The sequence below is a fragment of the Bacteroides sp. D22 genome (genome assembly GCF_000163675.1).
GTDB lineage: Bacteria > Bacteroidota > Bacteroidia > Bacteroidales > Bacteroidaceae > Bacteroides > Bacteroides xylanisolvens.
Window position 1 is genome coordinate 339,145 of record NZ_GG774796.1, and the last position, 6,969, is coordinate 346,113.

5 protein-coding genes and 2 tRNA genes are annotated in these 6,969 nt (G+C 40.0%); 5 read left to right on the forward strand and 2 right to left on the reverse strand.

What is annotated here, in order from left to right; all coding sequences use genetic code 11:
- Positions 1 to 381 precede the first annotated feature (381 nt).
- The 5 genes from HMPREF0106_RS0124280 to HMPREF0106_RS21515 all read left to right on the forward strand — a co-directional run bounded on the left by HMPREF0106_RS0124280 (position 382) and on the right by HMPREF0106_RS21515 (position 4,811).
- Positions 382 to 702, forward strand: a complete 321-nt coding sequence (locus HMPREF0106_RS0124280; protein WP_410491987.1) for an endonuclease/exonuclease/phosphatase family protein — start codon at positions 382 to 384, stop codon at positions 700 to 702.
- A gap of 7 nt (positions 703 to 709) precedes the next feature.
- Positions 710 to 1,489 (forward strand): hypothetical protein, encoded by a 780-nt coding sequence (locus HMPREF0106_RS21530; RefSeq protein ID WP_009038942.1) that lies wholly within the window; start codon positions 710 to 712, stop codon positions 1,487 to 1,489.
- Between the two features lie 13 nt (positions 1,490 to 1,502).
- Positions 1,503 to 3,032 (forward strand): hypothetical protein, encoded by a 1,530-nt coding sequence (locus HMPREF0106_RS21525; RefSeq protein WP_008642608.1) that lies wholly within the window; start codon positions 1,503 to 1,505, stop codon positions 3,030 to 3,032.
- 240 nt (positions 3,033 to 3,272) lie between these two features.
- The gene (locus HMPREF0106_RS21520) at positions 3,273 to 4,076 is read left to right on the forward strand and encodes an inositol monophosphatase family protein (protein WP_009038943.1); all 804 of its coding nucleotides are present in this window, start codon (positions 3,273 to 3,275) and stop codon (positions 4,074 to 4,076) included.
- Between the two features lie 30 nt (positions 4,077 to 4,106).
- Positions 4,107 to 4,811 carry a ComF family protein gene (locus tag HMPREF0106_RS21515; protein WP_009038944.1) on the forward strand — a complete coding sequence of 235 codons (705 nt, stop codon included), beginning with the start codon at positions 4,107 to 4,109 and terminating at the stop codon, positions 4,809 to 4,811.
- A gap of 1,942 nt (positions 4,812 to 6,753) precedes the next feature.
- Here the strand turns inward: HMPREF0106_RS21515 and HMPREF0106_RS21510 are convergent.
- Together HMPREF0106_RS21510 and HMPREF0106_RS21505 are read right to left on the reverse strand one after the other, a co-directional pair.
- A tRNA-Asn gene (locus HMPREF0106_RS21510) sits at positions 6,754 to 6,827 on the reverse strand.
- Positions 6,828 to 6,855: 28 nt separating this feature from the next.
- Positions 6,856 to 6,929 (reverse strand) — tRNA-Asn (locus HMPREF0106_RS21505).
- Between the last annotated feature and the right edge of the window lie 40 nt (positions 6,930 to 6,969).

Here is a 6,969-nt window from a genome sequence, read left to right on the forward strand (position 1 = left end):
CCAAGTGGATCATGACAGCAAGGCAATACGTGCTGAATATCTATACAGAAAACCGGGCTTATGCAAGACCTTTCAAAACAGAATTCGGATAAGAATCCTTTCTTTCCGGTTAGAATCTGCGTATTACCTCAAGTCGCATCGTGGGGTAAGGGGATGGTGGCTACATATTGATGTTGTGCTGTTGCTTTTTACTGAAAGCTGCTACTAACGACTCATAAATCTACCCTTAATCGTGTATTGGATGATAGTTGCGGATTTTAGGTTTATATCAATAACAAAACTTTTGAAGGGATAGACGGAGCCAAAGAACCCCGGACGCTATTATATGTAGATATTCAGGAGCCGGGAACTTCAGACGTAATCAGGATAGGAACGACTCACTTGGATCATTCGACAGACCTGATAAGGAGCGCAATGGCCGAACAGATTAATGAGCGGATTGGTACGGGAGATACCCCGACACTGCTGGGGGGAGATTTTAATGCCCGGACCGACTCTAATGTGATTTGTGAGGTAATGAAGAACTGGCAGAGAATCTGTGATGATACATTCACCTATCCCGCAGATCAGCCGACAATCAAGATTGATTATATATTCGGACTTCCACAGAATAAGTGGAAAGTGAAGTCGTTTAAAGTTTTATCTAATCCGGAAGTATCTGACCACAGAGCTTTGTTTGCTGAAGTTGAATTTGTAAAATGAATGAAATATGAAATCAAACTATCTATATCTGCTATTTATATGTATCATCTCTTGCCTGTTCGTTTCGTGTAGTGATGAGGATAACAAGGGAGAAGAAATTCCGGAATGGAACCGGTTCAGAACAACTAACGTATTGGTTTATGCGCACTTGTCAGAGCAAAATTTATTTAGCTCTTGTAGTTATAAAGAGGTGGCGTCATCTATCAGAAACACTGTTCATGCAGTGGCATTGTTGGACAGGACGAACGCTGTCTATGGGCAAACTGCAATCATAAATACGGGTACGGAGACTGCTAGAGAGAGCAAGAAAGTGCCGGTGTTTGTACCTGTCAGCTATAGTAACGGAGAGAAAAAGATAATCGGCAGTACTGTGCTTTTTCCTTCTACTATTTCCGAAATGACACAATATGTAGTAAAAAACGATTGCAGATATCTTGAAACAAAAACAGAAGCAGTGAACGGAATAGATATGCTCTTCTGTTCTGTATCATTAAATAGTGAAGACCTTATAGCTCCGGCTGTCGACGTTTTCAAGAAAAAGGTAAACGAACAGACGGTTCTGGTAGGCACTGTTAAACGTGCGTTATTGCCTAATCTTGAGTCGGCAATTACTTCTAACTTAACTTCTGATACCTATTCTTTCGTAGAAGTGGAAAATAGAAATAGAGACTCCGAGTATTGTATATTTGTCCTGACTTCACATAAATGGGCTTTTAGGGGGGTAACCGAAACAAGTGTAAGCGGAGATTTACATTGTTTTCAATTACAAATCGAATCTTTAAAATAAAAAATGAACGGTCATGAAGCAATATATCAAAAATATAATGATCCTGATACTTGCCCTTCCATGGGGTTTGTTGTTGACAAATTGTAGTGATAGTAAGTCTGATTATTCGGACGACAACGCGTATCCGCCACCTACTGTAGAACTCACTTCTCCTTCCGAGATAGATGTGGTGGAGTATAACTCGACGGTGACTGTATCTGCCAGAAGTTTCTCTGCTGTGGGTATACACAGTATATATGCTACCTTGTTGAAGATGGATGAGAATGGAGAATATGAAGAGATAAACGCGACTGAACGTCAACGTTTAAAGATAGATACTCTGCAAACTGATATGACACTTGAATTTGACTTGAATGTCAAGGTCAACACGCGTGAAGCAGCCGGGATACTGGTAACATCAACGGACGTTTTGACAAAAACGGCACAAAAGGTAATACCTATTAAAAAGATAACCAAACTTCCATCCCAGATATTCACCGAACCATCAGATTTCCCTGTTTTAGTACCCGATGAAGAGGTTTCTCTCTCTGTAGTGATTCGTTCTGCTGTGGGCATTAAGTCTATAAAACATACGTTGTGTAATAAAGTACTGGGTGACCTGAAGGAATATACGACTATTCCGGTATCAGGCAATCCGTTGGAAATGGAGTTTATTTTGAAAACTGTCGTAGATAATAAAGATACTGGTGGAATTAAGATTGTGGTGGAAGATATAGAAGGGTTGAAAGAGGAAAAGATTATCAATATCGAAGGTCTTGAGGGTGTTGACAATAATGTTGCGCTTGTTTTCAGCGATATCGAAATGGCACCCGAATGGGAACATTCAACAGAACCGGATCAACCTTATATTTTCTCCATAGAGGGAATAATGATACGGGGTGTGCAGAAACATGTATTAAGCTTGAAGGAAATTAAAGGATATGGCTCAAAGGCAAATAGCGTAGACTTTGCTTTCATCAATATATGGAGAAATCCGAGCTTTGTTGCCGTTAAAAACAGAGGTTTCTCTTATGTCAGTGCGTCAAGAATTAATGGAGGGCCGATAGGGAGAGCTTATGATGTGAATGACTGGATCAAACCGGCAGGTGTTGCTACCAACAAAACGTTGTTTACTCTTATACCTGATGATAAGGTTACTGATCTTGGTATTGATGTGATGATGGCGAACGCGGCTTCGGACGTCAAGACTTTTGAGGCGTTGAATGTATTGGAAAGTATAGCTAAAGGAGGTGCCGATATGTTAATGCAAAGAGTCAATGCGTCTGATGGATATCCGAATGATCCTTGTAGTTTGCAGATAAAAGACGGTTCTTATATTGCCTTTGTTACTGCGGCGGGCAAATACGGTGTCATTCATGTTATTGAAGCCGCAAACGATATGGATGCATTAGTTGCCGGAGGATGTAAAATAGCTACTCCTACAGGAGTGGTAGGAAGCCAGGGGCCAGCCTATTCGGGAGCTGGCATAACCGGACTCACTTATGACGGTGTGGCATTACTCTATGGACGTACCTGTAAGTTGAAAATTGTGGTTCAGAAGTAATGTTGTTATAAATTAAGGAATAAAGGACAATACATTTATATTTTGATGTAAAAGTAAAGAAAGGTCGGCTCATAAAAGAAAATGAGTCGGCCTTGTTTTTAGATGTCTTTTTAAATATTGGTTATAATAGTTTTGATGTTATCTCATTAATTTGCGTATCAAACACGAAAATATTATTTTCCTTTATGCTTTTTGCCGGAAAAGCTATAACTTCGAAGCACTTTTTAATTTGAATAATAAATGTTAGATTTGAAGCAGCTTACAACTGATGTATGCCGGATTGCTACCGAAGTTGGATATTTTTTGAAAGAAGAACGAAAGAACTTCCGTCGTGAGCGTGTGGTGGAAAAACATGCACACGATTATGTGTCTTATGTGGATAAAGAATCTGAAGTGCGAGTGGTGAAAGCCCTTACTGCTTTATTGCCTGAAGCGGGATTCATTACAGAAGAAGGCTCTGCCACTTATCAGGATGAACCCTACTGTTGGGTGATTGACCCCTTGGATGGAACCACGAATTATATTCATGATGAGGCTCCTTATTGTGTGTCCATCGCTTTACGTAGCCGTACCGAACTTCTTTTAGGTGTCGTTTATGAAGTTTGCCGGGATGAATGTTTTTATGCTTGGAAAGGCGGAAAAGCGTTTATGAATGGTGAAGAAATTCATGTGTCGAACGTTGAGGACATCAAAGATGCATTTGTCATTACAGAATTACCTTATAATCATCTGCAATATAAACAGACTGCTCTTCATCTCATCGATCAGCTTTATGGGGTAGTGGGCGGTATTCGGATGAATGGCTCGGCTGCTGCCGCAATCTGCTATGTGGCTATTGGGCGTTTTGATGCTTGGATGGAAGCATTTCTCGGAAAATGGGATTATTCTGCGGCAGCACTGATTGTTCAGGAGGCGGGAGGAAAGGTGACTGATTTTTATGGTGAGGATCATTTCATAGAAGGACATCATATTATCGCAACGAACGGGAATCTTCATCCTTTCTTTCAGAAGCTCCTAGCAGAAGTCCCTCCATTGAATATGTAGGTGCTATTGCAACTTCAAATTTCTATTATTATGAAACACACACTTCTTATCAAAGACTGGCTTAGTTCCTTCTTATCTTTGCTATTTCCCCGTTGCTGCGTTGTTTGCGGCCGACCGTTAGCAAAGGGTGAAGAATGTATCTGTACAGTATGTAATATCAATCTACCCCGTACTAATTATCATCTTCGAAAAGATAATCCGGTAGAACGGCTCTTCTGGGGACAAATCCCTTTGGAACGGGCTACTTCTTTTTTCTTTTATGAGAAAGGAAGCGACTTCCGGTTGATTCTTCATCGGTTGAAATATGGTGGACAAAAGGAAATTGGTGTAATTATGGGGCGGTATATGGCTGCCGAACTTTTGTCTTCCAATTTTTTTCAGGGAATTGATGTGATAATCCCCATACCGCTTCATAAGAAAAAACAGCAAATCCGTGGTTATAATCAGAGTGAGTGGATTGCCCGTGGTATTGCTGCTGTAACAGGAATACCCATCGATACAGAATCCATATTGCGTAAGAAAAATACGGAAACGCAAACGCGTAAATCTGTGTTTGAACGTCGGGATAATGTGGAAGGTATCTTCGAGCTTCAGCATCCCGAAACACTTGCCGGAAAACACATATTGATAGTTGACGATGTGTTGACCACTGGTTCTACTACTCTGGCATGTGCTTCCTGCCTAGTGAATGTGGAAGGAATACGGATTAGTATATTGACGTTGGCAACGGCTTAAATTTGTTTCAAGAATGTATAAAGGGCTTCTCAAAGATGACTTTTTATAAAAAAAACGAGATTGAGAACCGAATGAATTAATAATTTCTTATATTTGCACTGTCGTAGATCGACATGTTTTTATGTTTTTGAAGAAAAAAAGCGTTTAGCTGATTTCTGTGCAAGCGAAAAGTCGAAAATTCAAATACGCACATGAAACAGTAAAATGCTCCTTGCGATATGCGGGGGGTGTTTCCTGTTTGTGCGTATAGGGCTTCGACTCCCTCGCTTGCGGATAGGCAAATGCCCTACCGCTTTTTTTGTATATACAGGGTTTGTAAAAGGGCGCAAACCATCATTTGTTATAAATGGAAAGAACAAAAAAGATATGCCCGCTTTCTCCTCAAAGCAATCGTGTGATTTGCTTGAGAATACCCTTCTTGGCTGCATCGCCATACAATCAAGAAATCATCCGGCTGGACATCTCTTATGGTATTCTTTCCTTCTTTTATGTATTTAAACCGATTTGAAATGAATGAAGATAGAGAAATAAACAGGTTCGGCTAAGACCCCAAGACGAGGTGGTTTATATCCAAACGGTAGGACTGCCTCGTCTATTTTTTCATTAAACAAATGAAGTGTCACGGCGAATCTATAGCAGCCAGTTGGTTGTGGTTTGCTATTTTTCGCCAAGATCTAATGTTATTTAAACTTTAAAGGCAAGTCAAATGGGACGGAGTGGTGTCTGACGGTTAAAAGGTCGAAAACATTACATTTATGTGTAACTACTTGCCTTTATCAAGAAACGATGATGTACGACCAGTATCAGAGGGGGACTAATGGATTTATCCGGGAGGTTCCCCTTATTCTTTCGTCTTTGTTCTCAAACTGATCCCCAAATCCCCAATATTCAGACTAAGCCGCCGTTTTCAAACTGAACCGCTGTCTTTGGAGTAGTAGCAAATCAGCGGGGATAAATTTTAGATTAGTCTGAAAAATCGGGGAACAGTTTAAAAGTTTGGGTAATGTGCTTTAGGGCAGCCTATACCAAAAAAGTTCGTTCCTGCACAGTTTTGAGCTAAACGAATGCATGCCTCGCCACCGTATCTCCGTTAGGTGTGCCAATAAGACTTTTTTAATTGCCCAAACAAATTATCTTTATTGCCTAGTCAGATTATCTCAATTAGCTACTTTTACTTCGTTCCACTATAATGGAACGAAATAAAAATAGCAAGTGGAACGAATCTGGATAGGCAAACGGATAAATAGAAATGCCCAATTAAAATCATTTCCTATGAATAGACGATTCGACTCATTCCATATGGGTTTTGAACAATTCGATGCTCTTTTCTATAACATGTTCAATTCTTCTAGCTCCTTCACTTTTCTTCTGTATTGCCGATAAACAAGGAGTTTGCAGGTGAATAGCCGCCCCTTCACCTTCTCTTCATCGTGAATCAAGTCAAATTGCTACTTTCAGATTCCACCATTAAGCAAGATTAGTAAAGCTATTTCGTAATTAGTTTCAACCCTATTTGAAACTAGATGTTTCACGCCGAGAAACAAAGTGTTTCAAGCAGTGAAACGAAGTGTTTCTCGGTGTGAAACGGATTGTTTCAAGCCTTGAAACAATTTTTGAAACTAATCGCTACAGGAGAAGAGATGGTGAAGTTGTTATCCTTCACCCGCAAATTCCTTATTCATCGGAGAGACAGAGAAAAGATGAAGGGGGACATGGAAAAATGGAAAATAAATATCCAATAAGAGAATTTATTCGATTCTGTTGTGATTCAATACCACACCGGTTAATCACTATTTAATTCCTTTTTGTACCGATATGATGTACCTACTTTTAGAGATATGGTTGTTCTGAGCCAAATCCCACAAGATATATTATTAGTCCTTTGGATGATAAGAAAGGTGAATAAATAGAAAAGCCACCCTTCTAGGTGGCTTCTTTTTTGCTCTTCCTCTTGGACTTGAACCAAGGACCCTCTGATTAACAGTCAGATGCTCTAACCGACTGAGCTAAGGAAGAATGTTTGCAATCAAGATTTTCAACTTTGCTCTTCCTCTTGGACTTGAACCAAGGACCCTCTGATTAACAGTCAGATGCTCTAACCGACTGAGCTAAGGAAGAATGTTTGCAATCAAGATTTTCAACTTTGCTCTTCCTCTTG